Raw genomic sequence first — 25,923 nt, 5'->3', positions numbered from 1 at the left:
TCCGACACGATCCACGGTGACGTCCCCACAGAGGACCGAACGCTCAACTCTCGCCCTGGACACGGCGAGCAGGAGCGATCCACCTCATTGTGTTAGCCGCTATTAGAGGCGCCGGCCGGTGTCGGTCGCGGCCTGTAGGGCGTCGGGGCGAGGCCCCGTGCTGCACGGCGGGAACGGACAGGCCTGGCGATGAACGCCCGGTCGGCCTCGCAGCTCCCGGCAACGAGAAACATGATTAGCGGCGGCCGGAAACAGGCGCAAGAATGTGACGTACTACCCCACTACGGAGAAATGCCCGAAATAGGCATTTCGGCGGGTTTCCTGCCTGCTCGCAGCAAAGCCCACCTACGATGCACGATAGGACGTGACGTGGGTCCTATGGGTGGCGTCACGCCCCAGCCCCCATCCACCCCCGGCAAGGCAGACCACAGCCCGACCGCCGCACAACCCACCACGGACCCCACGACGACGGGGCCTGGGCGCCACCGAAGCCCAAGGTCGATCAGTACGCGGTGATCCGCTGCATCGCCAGGACCTACGTGCCCACGCCGACCGTCACTCGGAACCACGGCGGCAGCTTCAACACAGTGCAGCAAACTCTGATCTGGACCCCGGGGCCGGCCACAGCACGGCGGAGTGCCCCGGTGTGCGGCACTCCGCCCACCGCTTACCCCGGTAGCCGGACCTCAGGGCCCTGGACGACATCGCCCGGGTGGCTTTGTTCACGAGAACGGGTTCTGGTGCAGCTTCCGTACAGCGGACACGCTCCATCACGCCATAAGGACTCGTTTGCGGAGGAGTGGGAACCCAACGCGGCCGAACATCTGACGCTTGAGCATCTTGATCCGGTTGACATGGCTTTCAACGCCACCGGAGTCCCAGGGCAGGGTGAGGACGGCGATGACGGCGGCGCGATCGCGGCCGATGCCGGCGATGAGGGCGTGGAGGCTGGGCAGGTCGTCCTGCCGGACGGCGTCGAGCCAGTCCGGCAGGCGCTCGCCCGGGCGGCCAGTGAGCATCGACGCGAAGGATCGGACGTGGCGGGTAAGCGCGTCGAGTTCAGGGAAGTGCGTGCCGACGACCTTGAGCAGGCGGCCAGGCTGGATGTCTCCCGGTCTGGGAGCAGGTCGACCGGACGGCGGGATTCGACGTCACGTCCACCAGCACCGTGCCACACAAAGGTCCGGCTGGAGCACATGGTGGTGCGGCATGGGAACCGTCGCATTCGTAACTGGAGCGCGACTCTTCGTCCGGTGCTCGGTGCGTCAGCGGGAAACCGCAGGCAGGAGCTATGCACGCGGGGTGACCGGGCCCCGCACCCCGGGCAGACGGCACCGACCGTCGTGCACTGCGCGTCGGCACGCACTATCTCGACATTCACGTCTACCGACAGCACTGCAATGTCCGCCACGACGGGAACAACAGCTTCTTCAGCCGGAGCACAGAAACGTCCCGAGACACTCAGCCGTCACTCACAGTGTCCGCTGCACGGAAGCTGTGCCAGAACCTGGACCGGCACTGCCAGACGCATCGAGAACAGCCAGGTCGCGGTCCACCTCGCATCTTCCCGCCGGCGCGAGTACGCGGCGATCGATCGGGAACTGTGTGCGCCACGCTCGTGAATCCCGGATGCGGCCCACTGCCGGTTCGCCGGAACCCCCGAGGGGGTCGGCTTCGCAGACTACGGACTAATCACAGGGGACCGGCTTCTTCGAGCCCTCGGCAACGCTCAGACCTCGGCCCATTCGACGTCCGGCAGCAGCGCGGACGACGTGGCGGCCGGGCCTCCCGAGCGCTCTCGGTCTCGACAACGCCGAGCCCCACCGGAGGCCCTGCTGTCATGCACACCCGGCTGAAAGATCACTCGACCAGGAACCCTCACTCGAACCCGTGCTCACCATGATCTTCAGAGGGACGGCGCTCGGTATCGTGGGGTTCCCGGATGCTGCCGACTGCGGCCGCCAGCGGTGACCGGCAGGCGGGGTTCAGCCGGATCTCGATGCCGTCGGACAGCGTCGTCGGCGCCGGGTCGGCGGTTACGCCGACCCGTATCGGACGGCCAGTGTCGGCCTCGACGAACGACAGGGGCGGGCGGCCTTCCTGCAGGTACGTATCACCCCATTGCATCAGCGACAGGAGCACCGGTAGCAGGTCCTCGCCGGCCTTGGTCAGCCGGTACTCGTCGCGGGCCCGGCTGCCCGGCTTCCGGTAGGGAACGGGCTCGACGATCTGCGCGGCCTTCAGCTGTGTGAGTGCTCGTGACACCGCGGGCGCCGAGGCCCCGATCCGCGCCACGAAGTCGTCGAACCTGGTGGTGCCGTAGAAGCATTCGCGGATCACCAGGAACGCCGTCTTGGTGTTGAGCAGGTCCAGCACCCGCCCCGCCGAACATTCGTCGCCGATCGGCCACGGATCCCGGTCGCGCAGCCGTTCCTCGAAATTCATCGCCATACAGCCAGTGTAACTAACGCTTGCGTTATCCAGGTGGGCATGCTTCCATCTCACTAACGAATACGTTACCCAGATAGGAAATGCCGTGGTTGCAGTAGCAGACAAGGTGGTCATGGTGACCGGGGGCCGACGGGGACTCGGCGCGGCGCTGGTGGACGAGCTCCTGGCACGCGGGGCGCGAAAGGTGTACTCGACTGCACGCTCGGCGTACGTAGACGAACGGCCAGAGGTGGTCACCGCCGAGCTCGAGGTCCGCTCGGCGGCGTCGGTCGCCGCCCTTGCGGAGGTCGCCGCCGACGTCGACATCGTGTTCAACAACGCCGGGATCCTGCTGCCGGCTCCGCTACTGACAGGTGACTTCGAGGACGTCACCATGACGTTCGACGTCAACGTCTTCGGGTTGCTTCGGGTAGCACGGGCGTTCGCGCCGATTCTGGCCGCAAACGGCGGGGGCGCATTGGTGAACATGCACTCCGTGCTGTCCTGGCTGGCCGGCAGTGGCGCCTACGGGGCGTCCAAGGCGGCGGCGTGGTCCGTCACGAACTCGCTCCGATTCGAGCTGGCGAGCCAGAACACCCAGGTCGTCGGCGTGCACGCAGGGTTCATCGACACCGAGATGGTCTCTGCGATGGACCTGCCGAAGGCGACGCCGGCCGAGGTGGCAGCGCGGATCGTGGACGGCCTGGAGGCCGCGGCCACGGAGGTGCTCACCGACGACGTCACCATCGCCGCCAAGGCGGCGCTGTCCGGCCCCGTGGAGCGCCTGACCTTCCCCACCGCCCGTTGACATCCCACCCGACGCCCAGTCAAGGAGGACCGAACCGCCATGCCGCTGTGGACCATTCATCACACGCCCGGAATCTTCACCGACGAGGAAAAGCAACGACTCGCCACCCGCATCACTGACCACTACGAGGGGATCGGGCTGCCCCGGTTCTACGTGGTCACGTTGTTCCATGAGACCCGGTCCGAGGACATGTACGTCGGTGGGGAGCCCGTCCCGGCCGGGGTCCGGATCACCATCGACCACATCGCCCGCCACAACCCTGACCGAGAGAGCCGGCGCCGGACCGCCCAGTGGGTCAAGGGCATTCTTCAGCCCCACCTCGAACGGATCGCAGGGCTGCACTGGGAGTTCAGTGTCGACGAGACCAGCGAGGACCTCTGGATGATCAACGGACTCGTACCGCCCCCCGGAGGCTCCGACGCCGAGAAACTCTGGGCGGAGAGCAACGTGACCAGCCCCTACTGATCGGTCCGCCGCGTTCCCGTACAGCTGGGCGAAGCAATCACACGGTAGGGGAACCGAGTTGGACTCCAACGGCAGCGGCACAGAAGACTGCGGCAGCAGGGCCTCCCGGGCGCTCTTGGTCTCGACAACCCCGAGCCGCACGGAAGGCCCTGCTGTCATGCGCACCCGGCCAAGAGATCGCTCCACCGAGAAGCCTCACTCGAACCCGTGGTCCCCCTGTCACTCGCACATCTCGTGGAGGACCGCCCTGCAGTCCTGCCGCGCGCCCCATCCGAGGACCCGCCGCGAGCAGTACACCCCTGGACAACCTGAGGCATCTGGTGAACCCGGGACACGCCGGGTGATCATCATGAGTGTTGAAGATCTCCTTCCCTTCACGCGCGGCGTAGTAGACCAGGACGTAGCCAGCGGCCGAGTCTGCCCACCACCCGAGGGCGGCGTTGAGGACGAGGCCGAGCAAGACGACCACGGCCAGGGTGCCGTCGATCAGGGGGACTTGTCCTTCGGTGTTGAGGACCGGGTTGTTGAGCGCGGCGGCGGCGGGAGCCTTACCGCCGGCCAGGGCGAACATCACTGCGGCGGTGATCGCGGTCCGGGCGATGCCGAGCGACGAGTGCTGCGGGTGGAAGCCGGTGACCAGCACGAGGGTCGATACGTTGATGTGGGCGGCCAGATCCACAGCGGCTGACATCCCGACTCGGCGCGGGCGTCGTGGCCGGTGAGGGCGCGGCCGTCGACATCGTCTGGCCCTCCACTGCTGGTTCTGGAAGGCGAGGTACACGGCGACCGGGCGTCACTGGGCCGGGGCAGTCGATGAGCAACCCGCCGCCCTGCCACACGCCCAGCGCGTCGCCGTCGATGCGTTGGAGGACACGACGCACGGTGGCCTCGGCCGGGGCGGTGGGGCCGCGGTCCGGCTCCCGGCATGGGCCACCGAGCCGGGCCAGGACGTTGGGCGGGGCGTCGGCGGCCCACTCCGCGATCGCGGCCAGGGACTTCGCTCCGGCCAGGACCGCGGACGCGGCCAGGGAGAGGACGAAGGCGAGCGGGTGGCGTCGGCCCTGGTCCCGGCGGGGATCGGGCACCGAGCCAGGCAGGTCAGCAGGCCGGGGAGGTCATCGGGGACGGTCGGCGCGGTGTCGGCGAGTTGGCCCAGAGGGCGCGGGATGAGCGAGGATGAGCGGGCAGGCACGGTCTTCCGTCGTGGTGATCAGGGACTCGACACCTCATGATCACCGGAAGTCGTGCCTGCCCTCCGCGTCAGCCCCCGCCGACCACCCCGCAGTCCTGCCCCAGCTCCTGAAGCCCCATCAACCCGGATGCACCGCCGGAACGACGCCGCCCTGCCCGCGTACCCCGTCGGTCACCGTCATCGTGGCGCCGACGGGGTACGCCCGTCACCCGCGAGCGGAGTGCGACTTCAGCGGATGCGGTGCTTCCGCCAGAAGGGGCCGAGGTCCCTGTGCGTCATCGACTGTGCGGCCTTCTTGAAGTCGACGGTGGTGGAGACGCCGTACCAGTGGTCGTGGGCGTACTTCTTGATGAGGCGCGCCATGGTGCCGGCCCCGAGGACGTGCTCCAGGTCGGCCAGGACGCAGGGGCCGATCCCGTACACGACCTGGAAGTACTCGCCACGGTGTGTAGACCAGTAGGCCATCGAGTTGGTGAGCGCGGCGGTGGCGCTCGGCCAGGAGTCGTCCGGCGAGCACTCGAACCCGTTCCAGCGGTAGTAGCGCGCGTTGGCGTACTGAGCGAAACTCTCGTCCAGCCAGGGTGAGTTGTACTCGTCGTTGCCCACGATGCCGTACCACCACTGGTGGGCGATCTCATGGACGGTGGCGCCGCCCTCCTCCTCGGTGCCGAGGATGACCAGGCCGGGGTACTCCATGCCGCCGGCGAACCCGGGGGTCATCACGAGGTCTATCTCGCCGTACGGATAGCGGCCGAACTCCCTGCCGAACCGGTCGATGGCGGCGACGCCGTCCTTTCGGTTGAGGCGGACACCGGCGGCGGGCGTGTTCGGCGACCAGTACGACTTCACGCGCACACCGCCGGGCGAGGTCTGGGTCGCGGTGCGGAACGGGCCCGCCGCCCATGCGAAGTCCCGCACCCGCTTGGCGACGCTGTGGGTGACCGTACGCCCGATACCGCCGGGGCGGGTCCATGTGCTGCCGGTCGCCGGGACCTTGAGGGCGGACGGGTGGTCGAGGCGCACCCGGAAGTCGCTCGCCAGGGTGTAGAAGCTCTCGCCGTACGACACATACGGATCGAGGTGCCACCCCCTCGCGTCGTGCACGGCGAGGACCGGCAGCGCGTTGCCCAGGAAGCGGAACGCGCCTTCGCGGCCGAAACGGTTGTTGCGTGCGGGCACGGTGAGGGCCACGTCGAAGGAGACGGCCGTCCGCTCACCGCGTGCGAGCGGCTTCGGCAGAGCGATGCGCAGCGCCGTGCACTTCACGCCGGGGCGGCCCGGAGTGCCGCCGCGCACGTGGGAGACGCGGACGGGGGACGGCCTTCCGGATGTCCCGCAGCCATCCTCGCCATTGCCCCACAGGCGTAGGTACACCTCACGCAGGGGCCGGCTGGAGGCGTTGCGGAAGGACACCGTCTGCCGGCCCGCCCAGTGGGAGCCGTCGGCGTCGGCGCGCAGCTTCACGTCGTAGCTGGGGCGGTCGGGCGTCGCGGGTTCGGCCGCTCTCACCGCGGCGCCGGGCGCCGGGCCGGACGGCGTGCCGGCCTCGGCCACGGTGGAGCCTGCTGTCGCGAGCAGCGCGAGCAGGGCGACCAGCAGACGGCGACCGGTTCTTGAGGGGCCCGTGGGCGACGAAGGCATGGCAGACGACATGACAGATGACATGCCAGCGGATCTTGTCACAGGGTTCCCCACGGCCGACACAGGCCCGCGCGAAGAGGGGAGGTCGGCTCCGCTTGGGCGGCGAAAATGCCAGGGTACGCAGGGGATGTTCGCTGTACGTTGGCGCACAGTAAGGATCCCGGTTCAACCCATCCGCAGTTCATTCCCTTCCATGAGGCCTGGCCACGTGTTCCTGACCATCACCACCACCGGCACCCCCGAACGCCCCGCGACCGGCCTCGGCTACCTGCTGATCGCCCGCCGCGTCCACGGCCACTGGGGCATCGAGAACAAGATCCACCACGTCAGGGACACCACGTACGCCGAGGACGCCTCCCGCGTACGCACCGGCACCGCTCCACGTGCCATGGCATCCCTGCGCAACCTGGCCATCGGCGCTCTCCGACTCGCCAACCAGACGAACATCGCCGCTGGACTCCGCCACCACACCCGCGACGCCAACCGTCCACTGATCACCCTCGGCATCATGTGATCAACCAGGACACATCACCTGAACGACGCGGCCCTGCGCCGCCCCTCGATCGGTGATTTGCAGATTCAGTGCTTTATGGAGACGTCGGCCGTCAATGGCTAAGAGGTTGTCTCACGTGGCAAGCTTCGCGAGCTTCTTGTAACAGGTCAGGGTGGCGGCCATGGCCAGGGCTCGGCTCTGCCAGTCGTTGCGGACCACGAACGGGATCTTGAGACCACGAGCAGCCCATGGCAGGCTCATGCCGCATGATCGATGAATTCGCGAAAGACAACCTGCACGGGAGACTGCGGCGGGACCGCAAGGCGCTGCTCTGGAAACTCGACGGCTTGTCCGAATACGACGCCCGCCGACCTTTGACAGCGACCGGGACCAACCTCCTCGGCCTGGTCAAACACGTGGCCACCGTCGAGGCCAGGTACTTCGGCGAGGTCTTCGACCGCCCTTCCCCGGAACCGCTGCCCCGGTGGCAGGACTCCAACGGCAGCGATCTATGGGCGACCGAGGACGAGACCCGCGATCAGATCATCGGGTTCTACCGGCGCACGTGGGAACACTCGGACGCGACGATCAACGAGCTTCCCCTCGACGCCTCCGGCCACGTGCCCTGGTGGCCCGAGCCTTGTCCCAACACGAACCTGTTCGCCGTCATGGTGCATGTCCTCGGCGAGTCCAACCGGCATGCAGGGCACGCCGATATCCTGCGCGAGGGCCTCGACGGCCGGACCGGGGTGCGCCCCGAATACGAGAAGCAGATTGACGAGGAAGCCCGTGCAGCCTACCGCGCGAAGGTCGAGGAGGCCGCCAGGTCGGCCGCACCAGTCAAGGCTTAGAGGCATTGCCTCTAAGACGTCATCTCATTTGGGGTGCCTGCAGTAGCAGATGAGGGTGCAGACGATGCTGGTGAAGGCGAGGAAGTGGTCGGCCTTGCGTTCGTAGCGGCGATGGAGGTGGCGGCAGCCGGCGACATGGTCCCTTCGATGGCCCAACGGTGTCGGCCGAGTCCCTGACCTGCGCCGCGGGAACCGGCCGGACCACTGCGTCGTCGATTACCGACGTGACTGAAGTGACCCCCACCTTGCCCGACGACCACAATGAACTGATCTCCGACCTCTGCGGGATCGTCAGCGACTACCCCCACGGGAGCCCGTCGGCGACCCTCGGCCTGCTCGCCGACGACGCGGCGGACGCGCTCGACCGCATCGGCACCCCGCAGGGGCGCCGGGAACGGACCGGGTACACGATCCTGCTCCACACCACGTGCTGGTACGTCGCCGCACGCGTCTTCAGTAAGTCCCTCTTCGCGTCGTACACGCAAGCCCTGGAAGGGTTGCGGGCCACGCTCGACCCGGCGTCCTGCACCTGCCCGGCCGGAGCCCACCCCACGGACGTGGACGGCGAGTACGGCGTCGAGGCCGGGGTGAGCATGCTGTCCGAGGCCGGCCGTGCCGTGTTCGCCGAGGAGTACGAGCTGGAGGGCGAGGAGCTGGCGGCGTTCGACTGCGAGGCGTTCCTCGCCGGCCTCGCCGACGGAGCCGCCGCCCGCATGCGCGAGGCCCACAAGGAGCTCTTCGGCGGTGTGGACGTCTCCCACCTCGACGTGCGGTTCCTCCGGGACGACGGCGGTATCGACATCGTCGCCCTGCAGGAGGCGATCCGGCGTTCCTGGGAGGACAACACCGGCCCCGTCGCGCTGTGGTCCGCCCGCCGCTGGCTGGCCGGGCAGGTGCGCGACGAGGAACGGATCGGCCTGTTCCTGTCCCTGTGGATGGGCATCGCCCAGACCTACGGCGGCCTGCCCCCCTCCTACGCCCGCGACCTGGTCGCGGCCCTGGACACCATCGGCCCGGACGCCTCGTGCGAGCACCCCCAGCACCCCTGGTCCGCGACCACGCACGTGCAATCCCGGTATGAGGCAGTGGTGCATCTGTACGCGCCCGAGGACTACCCGGACACTCCGGTGCCCGTCGAGCTCTCGGCCCGCGAACTGTGGGAATGCCCGGCGCACTACGCCGAGCTGGCACGCGGTGCGCGGGAGGTCGTCCAGCAGTGGCGTCACATGCGCGGCGGCGAGGAGGACGACTGGTAGGTCCTCGTGGGGCTGCCCCGCGGTCCCCGGCACTCACCCGCGTGGTCCGCACAGGTCGTGGTGATGCCGGGAGCGGCACAGGATCGGACGCAGTTCCCCGTGTTCCGCTGTCCTGCGTAGGAGACGTGCGCAGGATGACCACCACCTCAGAACGACCGCCGGCGCGGCAGGTGTCCCAGCGGGTCTCCCAGTCCGTGTTCGACGGCTCCAGACTGCGGGTCGTCCTGCTGGTAGACGTCAACGACGGCGCCTGGCAGCAGTTCCTGGAGGCCGGATCCTCGCCGGAGTGTGCGTCTATGGGTGCTGCTTCGGTTCGACGAGCAGCGCCTATAGGGCCGCTGACTGCGGTCTTCTCCTTGAGGTCGGTAGCCTCCCGGCGTGGGGATGGTTGAGCGGCTGGTGCCGGACGAGTTGTGGGAGCTTTTCCAGCGAGTGGTGCCCGAGGCGCCGGGGCGGCCTCAGGGTGGTGGCCGTCGTCGGCATGGTGACCGGGAGGTGCTGGCCGCGATCGTGTCCGTGGCCACGTCTGGCCGCACTTGGCAGCAGTTGCCGTCGGCGTCGTTCCGGCCGTCGGGTGCGGCGGCCCATCGACGCTTCGCCGAGTGGACGAAGGCAGGGTGTGGGCCAACCCTGCTCGCCGTGCCGCCGCTTCGCCGCGTTCATGACCTACCAGCGGAGGCTCTCAGTCGCCTGCTCAGTAGTACATGAACGTCGGGATCAGGCCGCCGCCGCTGGCATTCGGAATCGTTACCAGCCCGCCGGGGCCGACACCCCTGCTGTTCGCGACGTTGACCACGTCGTAGACCGAGCCGTAGTTGCCCATCCAGTGCCACGAAGGGTCAGACTTTTTTGCCTTGCAGGCGTTGGCGAGTTTGATGCCTTCCTGGGCAGTGAGAACTTGATCAGCCCGCGGCATGTAGCAGCTGGCGTTCGGCGTTGTCGGTGCCTTCGGCGCGGTTGCGGCGGGAGCCGGAATCGCCAGGCCGATCACCAATGCCGCGGGCGCGGCCACGATGGCGAGGGTGCGAAGTCGGTTCATGGTTGACCTCCCTAGCTAGCCACCTGTCTCGGAACCGAGATCTGAACCGACCGTAGAGTCGCCAGATGCAGTACCGCCATTCGGATGCGTCCATTCGGGTGATGGCGCGGTGTCGATTCGGGGATTCTGCTCCTTGATGTGGGAGGTGGCGTCTGACCTGGGGTGTTGTTGGTTGGTTGAGAAGGCTGGTGGGGTAGTTCTGGCAGGGTTGAGGGGGTGCGAGCTGGCGTTGCCTGTGGTGTGTTGAGTAGCGGCTGGGTGGTCGAGGGCAGCGTCCGGGTGTATGGGCGCGGGTGCGATATTGCTGTTCAGGAGTGTTGTACGCGACGAGCACGACCGGCCCGTACAGCTGCGCTCGGTCTACGGAGCCCCGCTCTGGCAGTTCCGGGCGGCAATCTCAACGTTCAAGGGGAAGCCCCTCCCCAGACCGCCTGTCGCGAAGCCATCGAGAAGACCAGTCTCGAAATCGGCCCGAAGGAACCGAAGTTGCTCCTCACTCCTTTCCTGCACGCCGGGACCCGGCTCTCATCCCGGCCGGCCGTGGGAGCCCGCCTCGAGGGTTGCGCGAAGGACGGCCAGGGTTGAGGCGATGCGGGCCAGGTCGTCGGGGTGAATCGCCGCGGTCAGTGAGCTGAGCTCGCTTTCGACAATGGGGCGGGAAGCGGACAACTGCTTCTCGCCCGCGGGTGTGAGGCGGAGGACGGACGAGCGGCGGTCCTGGGGGTGCGCGACCCGCAGGCACCAGCCCGCGGCCACCAGCCGGTCGACCGCCTTGCTGACGGCCCCCACGGTGATCGCCAGTTCGCCGACGATGTCGAGCACACGGCACCCCGGCACGCGGTCGATGATCTCCAAAAGCTCGAACTGTCCCAGCCCCAGCCCTTGTTCGGCACGCAACCGGGCGCTCACCGCGTTGTAGAGCCGGGTCTCGACGCGGACCAGATCAGTGAAGATCTGGGTGATGTGGCTCACATTAGCTCCAATAGATTCCCAGGAATCATCTTCCTTGAAATCCGGTTGAGGTCAGGCAAGTGGATTCCAAGGAATCCATCCTCGCACCCCGACCCATGGAGGCCCGCATGTCCCGACAGCAGCGCGACGCTCTGGACGCCATACTCCGTTCCGCCCCTCGCAGCAAGGTGCGGCCCACTCCCGAGGAGCAGCGCAGCGGTTTCGCCGCGGCCGTCACCCGACCCGCACCGGAGAGTGTGGTCACCCGCAGGGCCGTCCTGGGCGGGCGGCCGACACTGGAGCTGGAGCCAGCCGATGCCTCCGCCCGCGGCCGACTGCTCTACCTGCACGGCGGCGGCTACGTCATCGGCTCACCGGACACCCACGCAGGGCTGGTCGGTGAACTGGCCCGCCGCGCGGGGCTGCGCGCGACGTCGGTGGATTACCGGCTGGCGCCCGAGCACCCTTTCCCAGCGGCTGTCGACGACGGGCTCGCGGCCTACCGCGAGCTGCTGGCGTCGGGCACCGACCCTCGGGACGTCGTCATGGCCGGTGACTCCGCCGGTGGCGGATTGAGCATCGCCACGCTGCTCGCCGCGCGGGAGGCCGGGCTGCCGCAACCAGCCGCCATGGTTGTCTTCTCCCCCTGGGCCGACCTCACCCTCGCTGGAGGAAGCATCCGTTCCAAGGAGAACGCCGACCCCATTTTCACAGAGGCCGACGTGCGCGCCTACGCCGATCTCTACGTCGGCGCAGGCGACAGGGCGCATCCCCGGGCCAGTCCGGTGTTCGCCGACCTCACCGGACTACCCCCACTCCTCGTGCAGGTCGGGGCGAACGAGGTGCTCCTCGACGACGCGGTCCGGCTGGCCGGCCGCGCGGCCGCCGACGGCGTCGAGGTCACGCTCGAAGTCGGCCCCGGCCTCCCCCACGTCTTCCAACACCACTACGGCCGCCTCGACGAGGCGGACGCCGCACTCGACCGCGCCGCCCGCTTCCTCACCGGCCACCTGAGTGCCGGGCGCCCGGGCGCCGACCACCTCGAACCGGTCCACTGACACCGACCCCGGCGGCCTCCACGTGATGTCGGCAACGGGCGCAGCAGCACCATCGCCGACATCACGGGTCGATTTCAGTAAGTTCAACGTCTCTGCGGGATCAGGCGTGGACCACTTCGCGTATGCGCGTCCTTCGCCGGTAGGGAGTCACACCGGGGTCCGCAGGTCCATGAGCGCAGGTTCCGCCGGGTCGGCAGACCCGCGCGATCAACCTGGAGATCGCACTGACCAACTTCTTCAACAGGATCAGCCACACCATCAGGGAACCGGTCGGCAGAACCTGGGGCTGAGCGCAGCATGGCTCCTACCCACTGAGGCTTCGCCAGCGAAACGATCTCCGGGTGAGCCACCAGGCCGGGAAGGCGTGAAGCCCCTGGTAGGCCTGGTCCGCCAAGACCATGTCCGCTCGAATCAGAGGCTTCACGTTGGTCGCCCATGCTGCCGCGCTCGGCGTCCCACGCCACATCGTGGAGTTCCTCGCCCGGGTGCTGGCCACCCACCGGCGCTGGATCGGCACGCCGAAAGCGCTCTCCCGCCGCAGGCCCGTTCCGCCAGGCGGTACTGCTGCTGCGCTGGTTCCGAGAACACGACTGCGTGCACTGCCTGGGCCCGGGACGCCGGGATCTCCCCGGCCACCAGCTACCACTACCTCCATGAGGGCAGCGGTGTGCCGGCCGGCCAAGCTCCTGATCTGCACGAGGTGTTGGACCTCTGCCGTGCCCAGGGGATGACAAACGTGGTGCTGGACGGCACGTTGATCGCATCCGACCGGCTGGCCGGGGTCCGGGAGAACGGCAACGCCCTGTGATTCCGCCGGAAGCACAAGAGCTTCAGCGGCACCATTCAGTCCTGGCCCCGCCGGACGGCACCCGTCGTGGGTCTCCGACGTGGAGCCGGGTTCCACCCCGGACATCCCCTCGGCCCGAATCCACGTGCTGCCCGCGCCGTACAAAGCCGCCACAGACGGGCTTCCCACGCTCGCCGACAAGGGCTGCATCGGCGCCGGCATCGGCATTCACGTGGCCGTACGCCACCCCGAAGGTCGCTCCGAGACCGCCTTGGACCGAGGAACCCGCACACGAATGCGCTGGTCGGACACGTGAGGGCGCGCGGCGAGCAGACCGCGGCGGAACCGAAGGAACACTGGCGAATCCTCTCAAGCACTTCGCTCTCAGCCCCAGGAGATTCGGCGATACAGCCCGCGCCGCACTTGTTCTCACGGACATTGGAAATAGTCCTCACTGAGGAAACCCCGTTGAGCGTTGTTTTGCGACTCAGGTCAGAGATCTGGCATCCCGAGCCGACTGGGGATGGGTCTCGTACATCCGTACCGCGACCACGACACCCGCTACTGCGGTGAGGGCAGCGACGGCCCAGACGGCGGTGGTGAGGCCGTAGGCGTCGGCGAGGGCTCCGGCGAGCAGGGCGCCGACGGCGAAGCCGCCGTCACGCCAGAGCCGGTAGACGCCGACGGCGCGGGCGCGCCAGGCGGGGTGGGCGACGTCACCGATGACGGCGAGCAGGGTCGGGTACACCAGCGCGGTGCCGGCGCCGAGCAGGACCTGGGCGAGCGCCCACACCGGGAAGGAGGTGCCGAACGCGATGAGGGCGATGGCGGCGGCCTGCAGGAGCATGCCGGAGGTGATGAGGTGTTTGCGGCCGATGCGGTCGGACCACCAGCCGGTGAGGATCTGGCCGAGGCCCCACACGGCGGGGTAGAGGGCGGCGAGCAGGCCGATCCGGCCCACGCTCAGGCCGTACGCGGCGAACAGGAGGGGGAAGATTCCCCACGCGAGGGCGTCGTTGAGGTTGTTGACCATGCCGGCCCAGCTGGCGGAGGACAGGGCCTTGTCGGTGAGGCTGGTGGTGCGGGCGATCTGGCCGGTGGTCAGTTCGGCGTGGTGGTCGCAGCCGGCCGGTGCGGGGTGAAGGGCGGCTTCAACGTGTGCATGTTCGCGGGTCTCGCGGACGGCGAGGGCGGACAGGCCGAGGCCGAGAGCGGCGTAGGCGATGCCGAGGAAGAACGGCTGCGGTCGCAGGCCCCAGTGGGCGGCGATGGCGCCGGTGGCCATGGCGGTGCCGGCGAGGGCGAGGTAGCCGGCGGCCTCGTTGAAGCCCATCGCGAGTCCGCGTCGGGCGGGGCCGACCAGGTCGATCTTCATGATGACGGTGGTGGACCAGGTCAGGCCCTGGTTGATGCCGAGCAACACGTTGGCCAAGACGATCCAGCCCCACGAGGGGGCCCAGATCAGCAGGAGCGGCACCGGCAGCGCCACCATCCAGCCCGCGACCAGGACAGGCTTGCGACCGTACCGGTCGGAGAGGGTGCCGGCGAAGAAGTTCGTGATGGCCTTCGTCGCGCCGAACGCGAGGATGTAGGTGAGCACGGCGGTGTACGCGGACAGGTGGAAGGTCCGGTCGGCGAGCAGTGGCAGGACTGTACGTTCCTGGCCGAGCATGCCGCCGACCAGGGCGTTGACTGTGACAAGCAGGGAGAACTGGGCGAGATTGGCGCGCAGGCCGAGCCGGATCCCATCGGCGGCGGGGGTGGAGTCGGTGGCGGTCACGAGCCGTCCTCCAGTCGGCGACCGGTGACCTTCGCCCAGTCGCTGACGCTGCCGGCCAGCACCGCGAGTTCGCGGGCGCCGTGGCGGGCGAGGAGGCTGGCGGCGGTCATCGCGCGTTCGCCGTGCCCGCACATCACCACCGAACCGTCGACCGCGTCCTGGCCGTCGGCGGCGAGGTTGCCCAGCTCGCGGTGGGCGGCTCCGGGGATGTGCCCGGCGGTGTATTCGGCGGTCTGGCGGACGTCGAGCACCGGCCGGGTGCCGATCCGATCGGCGGTGACCAGCTCGATCGTCTCGACCGGGCCGCCGTTGGCGCGCCAGGCGTTCATACCACCGGCGAGCTGTCCGGCGAGCCGTTCGTAGCCGATCTTGGCACATTGCCAGGCGAGGTCTGCTCCGTCCTGGCCGGGACCGAGGACGAAGACGAGCGGCACGTCCGGCCGCAGCAGCCAGCCGAGCCAGGTCGCGAACGCAGGCCGCAGCGGATTGGAGATGGCGCCGGGGATGTGTCCGGCGGCGAACTCGTCGATCGGCCGGGCATCGACCAAGTAGCCGCCGTTGGCGAGCAGGGCGCGCACCCTCTCCGGGTTCAGCGGGTCGAGGCCCGGTGCGGCGGCCAGCAGGGCCGGGCCCCGGCGGTTGATCTCGCCCAAGCGGTCGAAGTACACGGGGTAGGAGTCGAGCGAGCCCAGCAGCCTGCGTACGAAGGCCTCCTCGTCCGGGGCCGCCAGCAGGTCGTTCGCCGCCTTCTGGGCGCCGATGGTGGTGATCCGCTCGGCTCCCGGCGGTGCCGAGCAGAACGAGCCGGCGCCATGGGTCGGCCACACCGCGGTCGTATCCGGCAGCTTCGTCAGGCGCTGGAGCGAACGGTACTGGGCGCGGGCCAGCTCCTCCGCCCGGTCGGCGCCCTGAAGGTCGGTGCGGGCGGCCGAGCCGACGATCAGCGACCCCCCGGTGAACACCCCGCACTCCCGGGCACCGTCCAGGAGCAGAAAGGACACGTGCTCGTCGGTGTGGCCGGGAGTGGCGAGCGCCCGCAAGGTCAGACCGCCGAGGTCCACCTCGTCACCGTCCCCCAGCGGGGTGTGCGGAAAGGCGCGTCTCCCCGCAGCGGAGGCGAGCACGGTCGCTCCGTCGTCGTGCGCGAGCTGGAGGGCACCGGTGAGGAAGTCGGCGTGGAGGTGGGTGTCGGCGGCGAAGGCCACTGTCAGGCCACGCCTCGTGGCGGCGGCCCGCAGGTCACGCAGGTCACGCGCGGCGTCCACGGCCAAGGCCCGGCCGTTGCCGAGGTCCACCAGGTAGGCGCTGTTGCCGAGCCCCTCGTCGACCAGGGGTATCAGGTGCTCGTCGGCGAAGCCCATGCCGTCCTCCAGCATCGTCGCAAGGCGGGTGGCAACCCACCCGGGCCACTTATACAATATTCCATGGATTCATGGATGATTCCAGGGAGGACCCCACTCGCAAGACCGCCCCCGCCCTGTTCGACGCGCTCGCCACCACCGACAAGCCGCTGTCCAAGGGCAACCGGCTGGAACTGCTCACCCAGGGCGAGCGCCGCGTCGACGCCCTCGCCAAGGCCGCCGGACTCGGCCTGACCATTGCCTCCGCGCCCCTGCAGACCCTCAAGCAGGCCGGCCTGGTCACCACTCTCTTGGGGGGTGCAGGGGTTTGGGGTGCAGGGGTTCGGCACGCACAGGTCGCCTCGCCCTCCGCCGGTCGTGTCGTGCATGTCCGGCGCGGCGGCCCCGATGGGGGCGCCATCGCGGTCCCCGCGCCGCCGATGACAGCGCGGGGATACAGCGGTACAGCGGACGTTGTCGCCTACGCGCAGGAAACCGGCGTCCCCGTGCGTGTGCTGTGGTCCAAAGGCGCCATTCGCTGACCCATACATCAACACCAGACCACACACAGTTCCCTCTGGTCTGCTGCCCGGACGGCGCCACGATGCCCACGGGACCGTTCCGCGCCGGCTGAAACCAGCCCGGTTTTCGCCTCTCGGCTCCCTGGGCCTCGCTAGAGGTCGAGGACGACTTCGGTGGTGGGCCGGCTGCAGCAGACCAGGACAGTGCCGGGCTCGGGACGTTCGAGAGGTGGGATGGTGTAGGTGATGTCGCCTGCCACGAGGTGGGTGATGCAGGTGTGACAGACACCGGTGCGGCAGGACCAGCGGGTGGGGATGTCGCAGGCTTCGGCGAGCTCCAGGAGGGACGCGTGGGCGGGTGACCATGGAGTGGTGATGCCGCTGCGGGCGAAGGTGATGAGGGGGCCGGTGCCCGTGGGCCCGGGTGGTTGGTGCGGTCGGATCGCGGCGGTGGGTGTGACGCCGGGGTTGATGGCGGGGAGGGCACTGAACTGTTCCGTATGGATCCGCTCAGGGTGCAGGCCGTGCTCTGTCAGGAAGCCGCCGAGGTCGTCCATGAACGTGGTCGGTCCGCACAGGTAGGCGTCGGCGTCGGTGGGAATGCCCAGAGCCATGAGTGATTGGGCGGTCGGGCGGCCCTGGGCGATGTGGGGCTCGGGGTGTGGGGCGAGTTCGTCGGCTGCGGTGTAGTAGATGTGCTCGTGGGCGTTCGGAAGTTGCGACAGAAGGGTGTGGGCCTCGTCCGCAAAAGCGTGGTGGGCGACGTCGTGGGCGGTGTGGATCCACCACACCGGTCGTGCGTCTCGGGTGGCAGCGAGCTGGTGCAGCATGGCCAGGACCGGAGTGACACCGATCCCCGCCGAGATGAGGACGATGGGGCGGGTGCCTTCCTCGAGTACGAACGTTCCGCGGGGGCTTGCGACCTCCACGAGATCCCCGGGGCAGAGTGTGGCGTGGATGTAGCTGCTGACTTTCCCGTGGTTCTCGTGCTTGACGCTGATGCGGTAAGTGCCGGCCGTGGGCACGGAGGACAGGGAGTAGCTGCGCACCGCGGGAGCGGTGTCGCCGACGACGAGGCGGAGGGAGAGGTACTGGCCCGGGCGGGCCTCGGGTAGGGGTGTGCCGTCGGTGCTGTCGAGGTAGATCGACGAGACGGTGGGGGTCTCGGGGACGATGCGGCCCACGCGCATGGTCTTGAAGCCCGGCCATCCCGGCTCTTCCCTGGGCTGCTGGGTGGCGGCGCGTTCGCCCGGCCATCCCGGTTCCTGTCTGGGCTGCTGAGCTGCGGCGAGTTCACGGAAAGACTGCTGCCATCCCGGGCTGAGCGCAGGGATGTTCAGCGCTTTGCGCAACATCGTGGGGTCTCGGTCAGGCAGGTAGAGCAGCGCATCGGTGTCGGCGACGCTCAGTTCCTCCGGGCCCTTGCGAGTCAGGGTGATCTCATCGCCGGCCTGGACGCGTCCCTCGGTGATCACGCGCAGATAGAAGCCGGGACGATGATGGGCAACCAGCAGGGAGGCCATGGCGGGTTCATCCAGCCGCATGCCGACGCGGTAACAGGTGACGCGAGGCTGGGTCACCTCGAACTCGGCTTCGCCGATGCGGTACCGGTCGCCGATGCACACTTCGTCGTCGGGCAGACCTTCGACGGTGAAGTTCTCCCCGAAGATCCCGCAGGTCAGGTCGTCGCGACCGAGCTGCTTCTGCCAGTACTGATAGGACTGCAGCTGGTAGACAAGGACAGCACGAATTTCACCGCCGTGCCCGGCCAGATCTCCTTGACCGTCTCCCTCGACATTCAGCCGCCGCACCATCCGGGGACCGTGCACGGGTGACTTCCAAGCGCCGGTGTGGACGGTCCTTCCCTGCCAGGACACGTCCCTGGGCATCCCTACGTTGACGGACAGCAGCGTCGCCATTGTGGACCTCCTGCGGGTGGCCGCCCCTGGGCCGCCCCTCATGGCGCTGTGATCTGTGCGCTCAGTTCATTTGCCGGTGCCGCCACGATTCCGTGATCACGAATCATGTGGTGCGTTCACTGAGACGCTTCGATTGAAAGGACCGACGCGAAGGGCTATACGCATTCGATCTTACTCGGTAGAGCATTCATGTCGCGCAGCCTGCAAGGTGGCGACGCCGCCCTGCGCCACACCACAATGATCAAATGGAGTACAAGCTCAAAGTCGTCGTACTGCCTGTGAGCGATGTCGACCGCTCGTTGGCCTTCTACACCGACATCTGGGTTTCACGTCGAGGTGGCTCTGCCGCTCGAGGAAGGACCGCGCGGCCGCCAGCCCTCGTTGAAAGGCACGCCCACGTGCGGGCAGTTGGTGCTCCACCGGGGTGGGGGCAGATTCCGGGTGCAGGCCGAATCGTAGAGCGGCCAGGAGGTGTTGCTGCTCGGGGCGCAGGGCTGGGGTCCTCCGGCCGGACTAACACTCACGATCCGGCCTCCCCCGGGCGAGGGAGGCCGGTTGATCCGTGGGATCGATGTGGTCAGCGCGGGTGACGAGGAGCCTTGGAGCGTCGGCAATCGGGCTACACGGAGGTCACGGTGGCAGTTCCTGCGAACTCGGAGGTAGGCGGCGTTCCAAGGACACCGGCCGCAGGCCCGGGGCGGATGTTGTGGTCGCGGCGGTGGCCAGCGTGGGCACCCATGGCCGCTGTGTTGTGGAGTGTGTTGTACGCCGCTGTCGAGGTCACGTGGGCGTCAGCGGGCATCACCGTGCCATGGAAGGAGCATGCCGCCTACGCGCCGGCGGTCCAGCTTCTCCTGGCGGCCCTCGCCATCCTGGCCGGCGGGGCCTGCCTGGCCAGCACCCGGGCACTTGCCAGGCCTGGCCGGGCTGCGGTGGCGACGGCACTGATCGTGGCGCTTCCTGTGTTCGTCGTGGGGACCAATGGACTGCCGATCTACTTCGTTACGCTGGCGACGCTCTCGGGAATCGAGAGCGCCACTGGTCTGGCCCAGGTGCTGCTGAACACGGCGGGAACGGTGCTTCTGCTCCTCGTCGCCTTGTCGTACCGCCGACGGCTGCGCGGCGACTGCCCCCGATGCGGGCGGCCCCACGCCGGCCCCAGCGACGGCCCGCTCCTCCACCCGGCCGTCTCCCCGGCCTCGAAGCGGACCCGCAGGGTGGTCTACCTGCTGTTGTGTGGACTCCTGCCGTGGGCAGGAGTCAAGACCATCTGGACGCTGGGCGGTGACGCGATCGGCGTCTCGGCCGATGACTGGCAGCGGACGACGAGCGTCGGCGCGTCGGGACTGTCGAAGGCAGCCGCTTCGGTGGGTATCGACGTGACCGTACTGGCCGCGATGGTCGGGGGCTTCCTGCTGCTGGGGCTGCTGCACGCGTGGGGGCAGGAGTTCCCCCGCTGGACGCTGGTCCTGTCCGGACGAAGGGTCCCGCGCCTGCTGCCACTGACCCCGGCATGGCTGACTGGCATCCCCTTGACGATGTACGGAGCCGTCCTCATCGTCATGGCCCCGCTCATGGCCGTTGGCGTGCTGCCCGAAGCCAAGCCGTCAGCGCCGTTCACCACCAGCTCGGGCATCACCTGGATGGTCGAGTTCGGCGGCCTGGCATTCGCCGGTCTGGGCATCGGCCTCGTCGTGGCCGCTCACTCCTATGCCGCCCGCACCCACCCCGTCTGTGCCAGCGCCACGGCGACGAACCGGCCCGCGGCCCAGGCCCAGGGATGACGAGGACGCCGAGTGCGTCGTACTCGAGTGACCCCCTGCGGTGCGGGATGAGCAGGCCGGTGCGCTGGTATCCGCCGTCGGCGATGGCGTGTGCGCCGCGGCAGACCCGGTCGACGCCGGACTCCGTGAACGCCCGGCAGTCGTTGCGGCTGCCGGGCAGCGGCAGGCCGATCGCCACCACCAGGCGACTGTCGGCGTCGATCACGACCTGCAGGTTCGTCGAGTACCAGTAGTTCCTAATGGAGGCGGCCGCGCCGCGATCACAGGTGGGAACCAAGGTGCCGTCGACGATGTAGACGGTGTCTTTGCGCGGCTGGCGGCAGGCGAGATGGCCGGCAAGGGGCGCCAGGTGATCGAGGATGCGGTCGGCCGCAGACCTCGAGGCCCCGAACAACGGCGCCTGGTGAACTGGGGCGCACACGTGGTGGGCAGCAATCGTCAGGTCTGTGAATCGGGTCCTTCGCGTTCGGCAAGGAACTTGTCCAGCAATGCAAAGAGAACGTCGAGGACGTGTACTTCCTGCTCGGGCGTGAGGTCCCACTCACCCTGCCAGTCCGGGAGGGCAATCTGCCGAATCTGGGCTTCCCAGACGAGGTTGCCGCCGACCTGGTGGTTCGCCATCAGCCACTCGCGCCAACCATCCAGGCCGGGTCCGCCATGCCGGCGGGCAGCTTGGTCGTACCCCACTATGAAAGCAGTCGCTCCGCTCAGCGTCGTCCGGCCGATGAACATGCCGGTCCGCTTGGCGAACTGGGCGAAGTACGCGCGCTCACTCATCTCAATCAGATTCGTCATCCCCGAATTCTGCCGCCCGGCTATCGACTTCGGCTCCCGGCAACGGCTGACCGCTGATCCGTCGTGCCAGCGCTTCAAGGAACTCTTGAAGGCTTGCAGCGGCCAGGCCGAGCTGATCGAACCAGGAGGAGGTGGTCGACCTCCACACCCGCCCGGATCCTGCCAGTGCGAACAGATGGCCGCCGCCGTCGCTGGCGAACACCTGGGCAGGCTCCTCCCCGTCGATCCGGACGGCCCCGTACTCCCGGAAGTGGCGTGCCCCCGTTGAAGACGGATGGATGACCACATCGGGCAGGGAGACGCAGTTGGGCGGCCACCTCTCAGTGCAGGGGGATGGTCTTCGGCATTCCCAACCCAGGCTCTCCCCCTTCGATCGACAACGGGATCATCGGCGGCGCCGGGGAATTCGACCGGGCTCGTGGCTCGATTCACGCCGACACGATCGCTACGGGGACGAGGCGCTTCGCGATCGACCTTGACTGACCCTGCTCCGTCACCCGCGACGGCAACGTCGTGCGTGTGAGCGCCGGACAGATCGTCAAGTGCCCGGCCGGTGGGGAGCACTGGCACGGCGGCACCGACACCACGCTCGTGGCGCACATCGCCATGGTCGTAGGCGATGCCGGTGGCGACAGCACCACGTGGCTCGAACCAGTAACCGATGAGCAGTACACCCACGCCCTCAACAGCACGAACGGGAGCTGACCTGCCCTCACTCCGTCAGGCCACGACATGAGACGACGGGAAGGGAGCTGGTCAGCAGACCGGACCGTGCCTCGTTGTACGAGATCCCGCAGCAGCGAAGCCAGCCGTAGGACCTTCCTTGCCAACCAACCCAGTCTCCGCAGGCGGGGGTACGGAAGGGGGCCAGGTGTCTGGGCATCGTCCCGGCCTGGTGTGGGCATATTGCGCTTTCTCAACTGACTCGTGGCTGGACACCAATAGCCGCATCCGCGGCTTCCCCATGCCAACGCGCGGGGTTCTGCGTGGTGGTGAGGGTGTCTGCATGGTCGGGTCGACTTGACGACGAGGCTTGAGAGGGCCGGCTCGTAGGCTGCTGAGAGGGCCACATCGGTCCGATCAGTACGGTCGGGTCGTTCGGTCCAGGTGGACGACGACGATGGCGATGTCGTCGTTGGCGCCGCTGGCGAGGCCCAGGCGGGCGAGGAGGGCGTCGGCGAGGTGTTCCGCGCTGAACTCGGTGCACGTGGCGAGCGTGGTGGTGAGGCGGGTCAGGCCGGTGTCGATGTCCTCGCCGCGGCGTTCGATCAGACCGTCGGTGTACAGGATGAGGGTGTCACCGGGGGTGTAGGTCGTGGTGGCCTGGGGGCGGGGGACGTGTTCGGGGCGGGCGCCCAGCGGTGGGTCGGTGGCCTGGTCGAGCAGTTCGCAGGTGCCGTCCGGGCGGAGTAGGACGGGTGGGGGGTGGCCGGCGCTGCTGTAGATGAGTAGTTGGCTGTGGGAGTCGATGAGGACCTGGACGGCGGTGGCGGCCAGTGCTCCCTCGACCGAGCGGGCGTACAGGCCCAGGACCTCCAGTGCTTGGGCGGGGCCGTGGACGGTGCGGGTGGCGGCGCTCAGTGCGCTGCGGAGCCTGCCCATGACGGTGGCGGCCATCAGCCCGTGGCCGACCACGTCGCCGACCGCGACGGTGAAGCGGTCCGTGGGCAGGTCGACGGCGTCGTACCAGTCGCCGCACACGTTTAGTGATCCGGTCGCGGGCAGGTAGCGCACGGCGATGTTCGGGTGCCGGGCCAGGTCCGGGGAGTGGAGCATGGCTTCTTGCAGGGCGACGGCGATGCGCCGTTCGCGGGCGTGGGCCTGCCGTAGTTCCTCGTTGAGCTGCTGTAGTTGTCGTGCCCGGACGTACAGCTCGGCTTCCATGGCCGCTTCCCGGCCGGGGCTGAGCGATGGCAGGTAGGCCGTGCGGCGGGCGCGGACGCTGTCGGTCATGTCCTCGGACCGGTGGATGATCCAGGCGACCTTTCCGTCCGGGGCGAGTACGGGCACGTTGATTGCGGTCCACCACCGCTCCTTGAACACCTCGGGGTTCCCGGGGACCGGGATGTCGTACTTCTGCAGGGCCATGTGATCGGTCTGGCCGGAGGACAGGACTCGGTGCAGTGAGGCTTTGAGCGTCTCCACCCCGTTGGCATCCGGATCGGCGGGGTTGTCCGGGAAGGTGTCGAAGAGGTACTGCCCGAGCAGCTCGGCCCGGCTTTGTCCGGTCGCTTCGCAGAAGGCCGGGTTGGCGTCGGCGATCACCAGGTCCGTGCCAAGCACCAGGCACGGGCTCGGAAGGGCGGCGAACACCCCTGTGTAGTCGATCTTCGGTGTCACACGCATTCCCTGCCAGTGGCTCACTCTTCAATCTACGAAAGGTCCAGCTCCCGCGCCCGCTGAGGTCACTCGTGGGCACCGGGTTGCACCCCTGGTCCGCGGCGGTGTCGCAGGACGGTGTGTGACGGCGTCGCGGGAAGAGACTTACGCTGGCCAGGCGATGCGACGCCTTGTGCGGGGTCCCAGGCTGCGGTCATGACCGAGGTCAAGACCCCGACGCCCCGTGCCGCCTTCGAGCTGCTACTGGCCGGTAATCAGCGTTTCGTCGCGGGCGCCCCCGAGCACCCGAATCAGGATGCCGCCCGCCGCACGGAGACCGCACCATCCCAGCAACCCTTCGCCGTGTTGTTCGACTGTTCCGACTCCCGCCTGGCCGCCGAGATCATCTTCGACCGCGGTCTGGGCGACCTGTTCGTGGTGCGCACTGCCGGCCACGTCATGGGCCCTGAAGTGTCGGCAGCATCGAGTACGGCGTTGACGTGCTGGACTGCCCACTGGTCGTGATCCTCGGCCACGACTCGTGCGGGGCGGTCAGCGCGGAGTGCGCCGCGTTGGAGGACGGCATGGCGCCGACCGGGTACGTCCGAGACGTTGTGGAGCGGGTGACCCCCAGCGTGCCGGCGGCGCGGGCCGCCGGACACGTTGAGCCGGCGGAGATTCTTGCCGAGCACGTAAGGCAAACCGTCGACCTGCTGCTGGACCGTTCCCGGGTGCTCGCCGAGAAGGTCGCCGTCGGCCAGGCAGCCGTCGTGGGCCTGTGTTACCGCCTGGCTGGCGGCAGTGCACAGCTCGTTGCGGCCCGCGGCCTTGATGCGGGGGTGACCGCCTCCTCCTGACCACCCAGCTGAATCCGTCACGGATCTGTCCGGCTTTCCGCGTCCGGGGCAGTGCGGGCGCAGCGTCGGTGCTGGTCAGGCGGGGAGCCGGGGCCGTGCGGCGCGGCGCAGCCCGTTGGCGATCTTGGAGCCCAGCCCTCTTCCACCGGCAGCAAGGCGACGATGAGGCCGCACCCCTGCTGGTCGAGTTCACGCAGGAACCCGTACAGCCCGCGCGCGTGGGCGGGCCTCGAGACGGAGGCCGCCGCCATGGCGTGCGCCTTCACCGCAGCGTCGGCGAAGGCCGGGGGCAGAAGGATTTCCCGTCCTTGGCGTTGCTGATCTCCTCATCGCTGATCAGGCAATGCACTACCCACGGTGCCCAGCGGACCCGCTCTTCCGCAGCCCAATGGGCGATGTCCAAGTAGAAGGCGCGGACGCGGATGAGCTTGATGAGCTCGGCCTGGGGCTGGCGACCTCGACGGTGGTGCCGTCTGGACCGATCGTGGTGCGTTTCTTGGTGGCGATGTCCGTCTTCCAAGCCCGGGCCGGTGCCGGTGGTAGCCGCAGGGAGTCGATGCCCGGTGAGAGCGCATCGCCCCTGGCCCAGCGCAATCCCTTCAACCGGCTGCTCGGCCAGCTCCACGACTGCCTCGAGAACCGCCGGCCGTTCGACGAATTCGCCGCTTTCCCGCCTTCAGGCGAAGCCCTTGGGTCGGATGCCGCATAGGCCGAGGAACCCGAAGACGATCAAGCCGGAGGTTTCACCCAGGGAGCCAGGCGTTCCCCGACGGCCAGATTCTCACGCCAGTACCGGAAGACGGTTCCCCGGACGATGTCGAGCTGCTCGGCCGCGACGAGACCGGAGGCCAGACTCGGCCCGCCCGCATAGGCCTCGAAGGCAATCAGTACGGGCGGTGTCTCACCGACCTGCCGGGCAACGAGTTGGACCTCGTCAGGCGTCGGCGCACGAAACACCGGGTCCTGGAAGGTGGCCGGGCACGTGACGAAGGCCGGGTCGCTGAACACCAGCTCCAGGCCGTGGACATACGAGATGTCGTGCCCGGCGCCTAGACGCAACCGCCCGGGGTCCCAGGCGACAATGTCCCAGTCCCACCATGACCCTTCGGGAAGCTCAATCACGGCTCGCTGCCCGGCCTGTATCGGGCCGTCAATCGGGAATCACCATGCCAAGCTCACGTAGTCGCGGAAGGCATACCTCCAGGCACGCTTCCAGAGAGACAGCGTCCGTGCGAATCAGGAGATCATCGTGAAACGGAGCCCCGCTGGCGACGAAGGTCCAGGGCTTCGTCGCATCGCGCATACGCTCGGCGTCGATTTTGAACAACACCGTCACGCCCTGCTCTGCCAACGATTCCATGACCCGCGCTACGTCCATCGCATCCCACCTCCTACCTGAAATCGAACAGCCAGAAGGCTACACCGGCCACTCACGGCCCCGACTTGACCGCTTGACACCGTGAGGTGTCCACCGCCTCGCACCCACCCGCGCCCGCGCCGAGCAGCAGGCCGCCGGCTGAGCGCTGAGCGGCGAGGAACCACGGTCACGTCCGCTGGAGTGGTGTATCGACGGCCACTCGGCGATCTCGTTTTGAGGCTATGCGGTGAGTTCGGTGGGCAGGACGGCCTCGTCGGTT

General features: G+C 68.4%; 24 protein-coding genes and 7 pseudogenes. 14 read left to right on the top strand and 17 right to left on the bottom strand.

The window, feature by feature from the left end; translation table 11 throughout:
• Positions 1–770: 770 nt before the first annotated feature.
• Together FB157_RS49305 and FB157_RS46220 are read right to left on the bottom strand one after the other, a co-directional pair.
• A complete protein-coding gene (locus FB157_RS49305) occupies positions 771–1,019 on the bottom strand; it encodes a transposase (protein ID WP_145887716.1) in 249 nt (82 codons plus the stop codon).
• 859 nt (positions 1,020–1,878) lie between these two features.
• Positions 1,879–2,505, bottom strand: a complete 627-nt coding sequence (locus tag FB157_RS46220; RefSeq protein ID WP_261387053.1) for a helix-turn-helix domain-containing protein — start codon at positions 2,503–2,505, stop codon at positions 1,879–1,881.
• A 31-nt stretch (positions 2,506–2,536) separates the two neighbouring features.
• Here FB157_RS46220 and FB157_RS46215 point away from each other — a divergent pair, with 31 nt between their 5' ends.
• From FB157_RS46215 to FB157_RS49295, 3 genes are all read left to right on the top strand, one after another.
• Positions 2,537–3,238: an SDR family oxidoreductase gene (locus FB157_RS46215; RefSeq protein WP_145887714.1), complete on the top strand. Its 702-nt coding sequence runs from the start codon at positions 2,537–2,539 to the stop codon at positions 3,236–3,238.
• Positions 3,239–3,277: 39 nt separating this feature from the next.
• Positions 3,278–3,703: a tautomerase family protein gene (locus tag FB157_RS46210; RefSeq protein WP_145887712.1), complete on the top strand. Its 426-nt coding sequence runs from the start codon at positions 3,278–3,280 to the stop codon at positions 3,701–3,703.
• A gap of 349 nt (positions 3,704–4,052) precedes the next feature.
• Positions 4,053–4,391, top strand: a complete 339-nt coding sequence (locus FB157_RS49295) for a hypothetical protein (protein WP_261387054.1) — start codon at positions 4,053–4,055, stop codon at positions 4,389–4,391.
• A 214-nt stretch (positions 4,392–4,605) separates the two neighbouring features.
• Here the strand turns inward: FB157_RS49295 and FB157_RS49290 are convergent.
• Positions 4,606–4,788, bottom strand: a pseudogene (locus FB157_RS49290) (transposase family protein); the annotation flags it as partial.
• A 335-nt stretch (positions 4,789–5,123) separates the two neighbouring features.
• Positions 5,124–6,536, bottom strand: coding sequence for a M1 family metallopeptidase (locus FB157_RS46195; protein WP_261387052.1), 1,413 nt, complete (start codon positions 6,534–6,536; stop codon positions 5,124–5,126).
• A gap of 193 nt (positions 6,537–6,729) precedes the next feature.
• Here FB157_RS46195 and FB157_RS46190 point away from each other — a divergent pair, with 193 nt between their 5' ends.
• On the top strand, positions 6,730–7,050 hold the full coding sequence (locus FB157_RS46190) for a hypothetical protein (RefSeq protein ID WP_398948077.1): 321 nt from the start codon (positions 6,730–6,732) through the stop codon (positions 7,048–7,050).
• A gap of 111 nt (positions 7,051–7,161) precedes the next feature.
• Here the strand turns inward: FB157_RS46190 and FB157_RS49285 are convergent, their stop codons facing one another.
• Entirely contained in the window at positions 7,162–7,290 is a 129-nt protein-coding gene (locus FB157_RS49285) for a hypothetical protein (protein WP_261387051.1), read from the bottom strand.
• A 5-nt stretch (positions 7,291–7,295) separates the two neighbouring features.
• Here FB157_RS49285 and FB157_RS46185 point away from each other — a divergent pair, with 5 nt between their 5' ends.
• Positions 7,296–7,880, top strand: a complete 585-nt coding sequence (locus tag FB157_RS46185; protein ID WP_145887708.1) for a DinB family protein — start codon at positions 7,296–7,298, stop codon at positions 7,878–7,880.
• 24 nt (positions 7,881–7,904) lie between these two features.
• On the opposite strand, the pseudogene FB157_RS46180 reads toward FB157_RS46185, so the two are convergent.
• Positions 7,905–8,050: pseudogene (locus FB157_RS46180) on the bottom strand (IS5/IS1182 family transposase); the annotation flags it as partial.
• A gap of 54 nt (positions 8,051–8,104) precedes the next feature.
• Here FB157_RS46180 and FB157_RS46175 point away from each other — a divergent pair.
• The 3 genes and pseudogenes from FB157_RS46175 to FB157_RS46165 all read left to right on the top strand — a co-directional run.
• Positions 8,105–9,136: a hypothetical protein gene (locus tag FB157_RS46175; RefSeq protein WP_261387050.1), complete on the top strand. Its 1,032-nt coding sequence runs from the start codon at positions 8,105–8,107 to the stop codon at positions 9,134–9,136.
• Between the two features lie 134 nt (positions 9,137–9,270).
• Positions 9,271–9,408: pseudogene (locus FB157_RS49280) on the top strand (TcmI family type II polyketide cyclase); the annotation flags it as partial.
• A gap of 112 nt (positions 9,409–9,520) precedes the next feature.
• A pseudogene (locus FB157_RS46165) lies at positions 9,521–9,751 on the top strand (transposase); the annotation flags it as partial.
• Positions 9,752–9,830: 79 nt separating this feature from the next.
• Here FB157_RS46165 and FB157_RS46160 read toward each other — a convergent pair.
• Entirely contained in the window at positions 9,831–10,175 is a 345-nt protein-coding gene (locus FB157_RS46160; protein ID WP_145887704.1) for a hypothetical protein, read from the bottom strand.
• A gap of 525 nt (positions 10,176–10,700) precedes the next feature.
• Positions 10,701–11,147, bottom strand: coding sequence for a MarR family winged helix-turn-helix transcriptional regulator (locus FB157_RS46150; RefSeq protein ID WP_145887702.1), 447 nt, complete (start codon positions 11,145–11,147; stop codon positions 10,701–10,703).
• A gap of 107 nt (positions 11,148–11,254) precedes the next feature.
• Here FB157_RS46150 and FB157_RS46145 point away from each other — a divergent pair, with 107 nt between their 5' ends.
• Positions 11,255–12,184, top strand: a complete 930-nt coding sequence (locus FB157_RS46145; protein WP_145887700.1) for an alpha/beta hydrolase — start codon at positions 11,255–11,257, stop codon at positions 12,182–12,184.
• A gap of 1,274 nt (positions 12,185–13,458) precedes the next feature.
• On the opposite strand, the gene FB157_RS46130 is transcribed toward FB157_RS46145, so the two are convergent.
• A complete protein-coding gene (locus FB157_RS46130; RefSeq protein ID WP_145887698.1) occupies positions 13,459–14,751 on the bottom strand; it encodes an MFS transporter in 1,293 nt (430 codons plus the stop codon).
• Positions 14,748–16,127, bottom strand: coding sequence for a rhodanese-like domain-containing protein (locus FB157_RS46125; protein WP_261387049.1), 1,380 nt, complete (start codon positions 16,125–16,127; stop codon positions 14,748–14,750). The genes FB157_RS46130 and FB157_RS46125 overlap by 4 nt, the downstream gene beginning before the upstream one ends.
• Before the next feature lie 56 nt (positions 16,128–16,183).
• On the opposite strand from FB157_RS46125, the gene FB157_RS48140 reads away from it, so the two are divergent.
• Complete coding sequence (locus tag FB157_RS48140) at positions 16,184–16,633, top strand: hypothetical protein (protein ID WP_222441049.1); 450 nt, start codon at positions 16,184–16,186, stop codon at positions 16,631–16,633.
• Positions 16,634–16,764: 131 nt separating this feature from the next.
• On the opposite strand, the gene FB157_RS46115 is transcribed toward FB157_RS48140, so the two are convergent.
• Positions 16,765–18,531, bottom strand: coding sequence for an MOSC and FAD-binding oxidoreductase domain-containing protein (locus FB157_RS46115; protein WP_145887697.1), 1,767 nt, complete (start codon positions 18,529–18,531; stop codon positions 16,765–16,767).
• A 737-nt stretch (positions 18,532–19,268) separates the two neighbouring features.
• Here FB157_RS46115 and FB157_RS46110 point away from each other — a divergent pair.
• Positions 19,269–20,315: a hypothetical protein gene (locus FB157_RS46110; protein WP_261387048.1), complete on the top strand. Its 1,047-nt coding sequence runs from the start codon at positions 19,269–19,271 to the stop codon at positions 20,313–20,315.
• Positions 20,316–20,349: 34 nt separating this feature from the next.
• Here FB157_RS46110 and FB157_RS46105 read toward each other — a convergent pair.
• From FB157_RS46105 to FB157_RS46095, 3 genes and pseudogenes are all read right to left on the bottom strand, one after another.
• A pseudogene (locus FB157_RS46105) lies at positions 20,350–20,715 on the bottom strand (transposase); the annotation flags it as partial.
• Between the two features lie 38 nt (positions 20,716–20,753).
• A complete protein-coding gene (locus FB157_RS46100) occupies positions 20,754–21,110 on the bottom strand; it encodes a hypothetical protein (RefSeq protein WP_145887695.1) in 357 nt (118 codons plus the stop codon).
• Entirely contained in the window at positions 21,094–21,312 is a 219-nt protein-coding gene (locus FB157_RS46095; protein WP_261387047.1) for a hypothetical protein, read from the bottom strand. The genes FB157_RS46100 and FB157_RS46095 overlap by 17 nt, the downstream gene beginning before the upstream one ends.
• Positions 21,313–21,602: 290 nt before the next feature.
• On the opposite strand from FB157_RS46095, the pseudogene FB157_RS48135 reads away from it, so the two are divergent.
• Positions 21,603–21,815, top strand: a pseudogene (locus FB157_RS48135) (cupin domain-containing protein); the annotation flags it as partial.
• Between the two features lie 375 nt (positions 21,816–22,190).
• On the opposite strand, the gene FB157_RS46085 reads toward FB157_RS48135, so the two are convergent.
• On the bottom strand, positions 22,191–23,450 hold the full coding sequence (locus tag FB157_RS46085; protein WP_145887693.1) for a SpoIIE family protein phosphatase: 1,260 nt from the start codon (positions 23,448–23,450) through the stop codon (positions 22,191–22,193).
• A gap of 195 nt (positions 23,451–23,645) precedes the next feature.
• On the opposite strand from FB157_RS46085, the pseudogene FB157_RS46080 reads away from it, so the two are divergent.
• Both FB157_RS46080 and FB157_RS46070 read left to right on the top strand, forming a co-directional pair.
• Positions 23,646–24,286: pseudogene (locus FB157_RS46080) on the top strand (carbonic anhydrase).
• A 388-nt stretch (positions 24,287–24,674) separates the two neighbouring features.
• A complete protein-coding gene (locus tag FB157_RS46070; protein WP_145887691.1) occupies positions 24,675–24,995 on the top strand; it encodes a hypothetical protein in 321 nt (106 codons plus the stop codon).
• 20 nt (positions 24,996–25,015) lie between these two features.
• Here FB157_RS46070 and FB157_RS46065 read toward each other — a convergent pair whose 3' ends face one another.
• Complete coding sequence (locus tag FB157_RS46065) at positions 25,016–25,408, bottom strand: hypothetical protein (protein ID WP_145887689.1); 393 nt, start codon at positions 25,406–25,408, stop codon at positions 25,016–25,018.
• Between the two features lie 28 nt (positions 25,409–25,436).
• Positions 25,437–25,664, bottom strand: coding sequence for a hypothetical protein (locus FB157_RS46060; protein WP_145887687.1), 228 nt, complete (start codon positions 25,662–25,664; stop codon positions 25,437–25,439).
• Positions 25,665–25,923 lie beyond the last annotated feature (259 nt).

It is taken from the genome of Streptomyces sp. BK340 (assembly GCF_007827595.1).
Taxonomy (GTDB): Bacteria; Actinomycetota; Actinomycetes; order Streptomycetales; family Streptomycetaceae; genus Streptomyces.
This window is presented reverse-complemented; position numbering and strand designations above follow the sequence as displayed.

What these genes read in the sequence shown, in the direction of transcription:
- FB157_RS46070 (WP_145887691.1), top strand. Translation starts at nt 24,675, where the DNA reads ATGGGCGATGTCCAAGTAGAAGGCGCGGACGCGGATGAGCTTGATGAG.
- FB157_RS48140 (WP_222441049.1), top strand. Translation starts at nt 16,184, where the DNA reads ATGGATGATTCCAGGGAGGACCCCACTCGCAAGACCGCCCCCGCCCTG.
- FB157_RS49285 (WP_261387051.1), bottom strand. Translation starts at nt 7,290, where the DNA reads ATGAGCCTGCCATGGGCTGCTCGTGGTCTCAAGATCCCGTTCGTGGTC.
- FB157_RS46100 (WP_145887695.1), bottom strand. Translation starts at nt 21,110, where the DNA reads ATGACGAATCTGATTGAGATGAGTGAGCGCGCGTACTTCGCCCAGTTC.
- FB157_RS46160 (WP_145887704.1), bottom strand. Translation starts at nt 10,175, where the DNA reads ATGAACCGACTTCGCACCCTCGCCATCGTGGCCGCGCCCGCGGCATTG.
- FB157_RS46060 (WP_145887687.1), bottom strand. Translation starts at nt 25,664, where the DNA reads ATGGACGTAGCGCGGGTCATGGAATCGTTGGCAGAGCAGGGCGTGACG.
- FB157_RS46190 (WP_398948077.1), top strand. Translation starts at nt 6,730, where the DNA reads ATGAGGCCTGGCCACGTGTTCCTGACCATCACCACCACCGGCACCCCC.
- FB157_RS46115 (WP_145887697.1), bottom strand. Translation starts at nt 18,531, where the DNA reads ATGGCGACGCTGCTGTCCGTCAACGTAGGGATGCCCAGGGACGTGTCC.
- FB157_RS46185 (WP_145887708.1), top strand. Translation starts at nt 7,296, where the DNA reads ATGATCGATGAATTCGCGAAAGACAACCTGCACGGGAGACTGCGGCGG.
- FB157_RS46110 (WP_261387048.1), top strand. Translation starts at nt 19,269, where the DNA reads ATGGCCGCTGTGTTGTGGAGTGTGTTGTACGCCGCTGTCGAGGTCACG.
- FB157_RS46210 (WP_145887712.1), top strand. Translation starts at nt 3,278, where the DNA reads ATGCCGCTGTGGACCATTCATCACACGCCCGGAATCTTCACCGACGAG.
- FB157_RS46145 (WP_145887700.1), top strand. Translation starts at nt 11,255, where the DNA reads ATGTCCCGACAGCAGCGCGACGCTCTGGACGCCATACTCCGTTCCGCC.
- FB157_RS49305 (WP_145887716.1), bottom strand. Translation starts at nt 1,019, where the DNA reads ATGCTCACTGGCCGCCCGGGCGAGCGCCTGCCGGACTGGCTCGACGCC.
- FB157_RS49295 (WP_261387054.1), top strand. Translation starts at nt 4,053, where the DNA reads ATGAGTGTTGAAGATCTCCTTCCCTTCACGCGCGGCGTAGTAGACCAG.
- FB157_RS46125 (WP_261387049.1), bottom strand. Translation starts at nt 16,127, where the DNA reads ATGCTGGAGGACGGCATGGGCTTCGCCGACGAGCACCTGATACCCCTG.
- FB157_RS46195 (WP_261387052.1), bottom strand. Translation starts at nt 6,536, where the DNA reads ATGCCTTCGTCGCCCACGGGCCCCTCAAGAACCGGTCGCCGTCTGCTG.